Origin of the sequence: Aeromicrobium sp. (assembly GCF_014378035.1) — a bacterium.
GTDB lineage: Bacteria > Actinomycetota > Actinomycetes > Propionibacteriales > Nocardioidaceae > Aeromicrobium.
This window is the reverse complement of sequence record NZ_JACMOM010000099.1, coordinates 1-3,241: the sequence shown is the minus strand read 5'-3', so window position 1 is coordinate 3,241 and position 3,241 is coordinate 1. Positions and strand designations below refer to the sequence as shown.

Genomic DNA, 3,241 nt, shown 5'->3' with positions numbered 1-3,241 from the left:
GTCTTCCCGGACGGCGAGCTCACGGGCGTGGGCCGCATCACCACCGCGGTGCAGGACTCGGGCCTCGAGGTGCGCCATGTGGAGAACTTGCGCGAGCACTACTCCTTGACCCTCAAGGGCTGGTGCGACAACCTCGTCGAGCACTGGGACGAGGCCCTCGAGGAGGTCAGCATCGGCCGTGCGAAGGTCTGGGGCATTTACATGGCAGGCTCGCGGCTGGCGTTCGAGCGCAACGAGATCGAGCTGCACCATGTCCTGGCCGTCAAGCCGGGTCCGCACGGTGACGCCGAGTGGCCGCTGCGCCCGACCTGGGCGAGCTGAGAGTCACGACGTGGCCGACACCGCGTGCTTGATGGTGAGTTCGCCCAACACGCGCGCGGCGCCGGCCACGTCACCGAGCAACGACTGGTGGTCAGTAAATTGCTGACTGAGAATGCTGTCGGGCTCGACGATTGCCCAGATCGGCGTACCTGAACCTCGGTAGTCGCTCAGCTTGGACGGCAGGTACGGGTTGATCGTAGAGGTCTTTGACGTGTCGACGTCATTGACGAGCAGGCAGTCGAATCGCGTCGTCAGGTTGAGAAACTCCAGGTAGGAAACGTAGGGGTTGACCCTGACGCAGTCACGAAGTGCAGGGTCGTGCGCGATCGTGGTGCGCATGGCCTCGGGGTCGCCGGTGAACACATGGAGCACCAGCCGGGAGCGCTCGCTGGCTGGCTGCTGCCTCATGGCTTCGAGCACCTCCGCCAAGCCCCGTGTCGCGTAGAAGGCGCCGAAGTAGGCGACGTGGACCTTCTGCCGGTCCAGTGGATAGTCGATGGTGCGCATCTCATAGAATTCTGGCGGAAGCGTCGGGTGGGGGGCGATGACGCTGCGGTCGAGGACACGCTGACGGAGTGCGGGATCGGCCACGAGGTCAAGCATGTACGACCGCTGGTTGACGTTGGTGAACATCAACTCGTCGGCCAGTGCGAACGTGACGTGCTCGATCCACTGGAACAGGCTACAGCCGTCCGGCACTGGAAAGCCGGCTGCTACAGCCGCTGCATCGATCTCCGCGGTCAGATCGTCATCACCGCGCCGACCGGGACGCACCTCGTGGTGGATGTTTCGTGACAAGGGGTCCGAGAACTCGGCGACCCATCGGGCCGCCGGGCGCCTGATGCGGTACATCGCAGCGAGCACGTGGGAAGCCGGCCACATGGCGCGGCTGTAGACCGACCGATAAATACCCGAGCTGAGCTCCCAGTGCTCCACGGCAGCCATGCCCTTGCGGCAGAACAACACCACATCGGGCCAGCTGGCGAAGACAGGCTTGCCGCTGACGACGGTGTGGCGCCCGAGGTATGGAGCGATGATCGTTGAGCCGGACGAGTCCTCGGACCGCAGCGCCGCCATGTTGTGGGAGACGACGTCCACGGCGACGCCCCGCTCCCGCAGTCTGCGCGCGGCGACCAGCGCGCTCGTGTCGCTGGCTGGTGGAAAGGCGTACGCGATGGCTAGATCCTTGGCCCGTCGATGGTTGAGTGGCTTCCAGATCGACGGGTCCAGAGCACGCGCGGCCACCTCTGACATGAGCCGCCCATGCTCGTCAGGGTGCCTCATCATGTAGTTGCCGGTGGCCCGTGCCAGGGATCGCACGACTGCCGCCGAGACGGCGGTGAGGTGCCTCGATGGGTCGAGGGCGATCGGCTGGAGCGCAGCGATGGCGTCGAGCCTGGCGAGCACGCCCGTCTCCCATGTGCGCTCGTGGGGTCGGGAGTGGGACCCGCCGCGCCGGAAGCGGTAATAGATCGCGGGCGCGTCATGATCGACCACACGTATCGAGAGGCGAAATCGGTCAACCAGCTGGTGCCAGAAGACGATGTCGGGAGCGGTCGGCAGGTCGCGCATCTGGACCTGCCTGGCGAGACGGGACGCGACGAGCTTGGACGTGTTGAAGGACAACGCATTCGGGACCTCCGCGGGATGTACCGTTTGGCCAGCCGCGCAAGCGATGGAGTGGTTGATGTAATTGTCGAAGTCCGGGCAGTCGCCCGCGCCCTCGACATCGGCAAGGTATGCCTGCGCGACCGTGTCGGGCCGAGCGATCTTCAGGAGTGAGTCGAGGTAGCCAGGTGATACCCAGTCGTCGTCGTCGATCATGGTGATGTAGTCGAGGCGGGCCGCGGCGATGCCGAGGTTGCTGGCCTGACTGATGCTCGGTCGAGGGAGTCGGAACACCCTGACCGTCAATTCCGGCCATGCCTTCTGGAACTCGCGGACGATCGCCATGGTCCCGTCGTCCGGGCCGTTTGGCACAATGATGACTTCGAAGAGATGAGGGGCAAGCGTCTGTCGTCCGATGGACTCGAGGGCTCGAAGGATCCACTCCGCTCCTGAGTACGTCGGCATGATGACGCTGACACCGGGTGACGACTCCATGGTCAACCCCTCCCCCTGATGAAACGTCGGGATGTGGTCTTCATTGCTGGAGGTTGTGCCGAGTCCGGCGGCAACCTGTATGAGACTATCTGTATGGGGCGATGTCGTGGGAGTGGCCTCTCGGACGGCCGACGCGGCAAGAGCGCATGAACCGACAAAATTTGCCCGCCCGAAGAGCACCTGATCACATGCACACCACAGGGAAGAACCGGTCTCATGTCGAGAGAGAGCAACCCCGCCGCGAGGGCGACGACCAGACAGCTTCTGGTCGTGGATGACGAGCAGCTCGTGTACCTCCACGCGTCGGCGGCCGCGGCTGAGACGACGGTCGTGATTGCGGAAGGCGCGGACGATCTGGCGCTGGTGGATGAACGGTTCGACGTGGTGGTCGTCGCAGGCTTCACGGCGAGTCCCGGGCTGCTGCGCTCCATGGTCGAACGCGCCTTCGACCTCGGGGCGAAGGGTGTGAAGGTCATGATCGGTGCGGCGCTTCACCCGATCGACGAGGACGTGAATGCCTGGGAGACCGCCTTCGCAGGCGTGAGTGTAATGGTGCACGAGTCGCTCTTACCGGGCGTACGAGTGACTCGCTCGCCTTCTGCCGACGAAGGCAGTGGGGCCGTGCTCCACGGGCTGCTGAAGGCTCTGGGGGCGGGCGTCGATCTCGCAACAAAGAACCCGCGAGTGCCGGACGAGCCGACCGTACCGGTTGCACCCACGACACCCACGGCGTCCGAGGCACCCCAGAAGTCAGGCGGCAACATCCGGAAGAAGGGGCCGGAGCGGTCTGTTCAGACGGCTGTGCGCTTCTCCCGGC

The 3,241-nt window shown here is 64.9% G+C and carries 3 protein-coding genes; 2 read left to right on the top strand and 1 reads right to left on the bottom strand.

Annotation, left to right across the window (positions count from 1 at the left end; genetic code table 11):
• The coding region (locus H7290_RS05285) for a class I SAM-dependent methyltransferase (RefSeq protein ID WP_290512969.1) at positions 1 to 321 on the top strand (321 nt) is incomplete at its 5' end.
• Positions 322 to 324: 3 nt separating this feature from the next.
• Here H7290_RS05285 and H7290_RS05280 read toward each other — a convergent pair.
• Positions 325 to 2,424 (bottom strand): glycosyltransferase, encoded by a 2,100-nt coding sequence (locus H7290_RS05280; protein WP_290512968.1) that lies wholly within the window; start codon positions 2,422 to 2,424, stop codon positions 325 to 327.
• A 216-nt stretch (positions 2,425 to 2,640) separates the two neighbouring features.
• Between H7290_RS05280 and H7290_RS05275 the strand changes: the two genes are divergently transcribed.
• Positions 2,641 to 3,241, top strand: a 601-nt coding sequence (locus H7290_RS05275) for a hypothetical protein (RefSeq protein WP_290512967.1), incomplete at its 3' end; no start/stop codon positions are given.

Excerpts from the sequence above, each read along its gene's own strand:
- H7290_RS05280 (WP_290512968.1), bottom strand. The coding sequence starts at position 2,424 with ATGGAGTCGTCACCCGGTGTCAGCGTCATCATGCCGACGTACTCAGGA.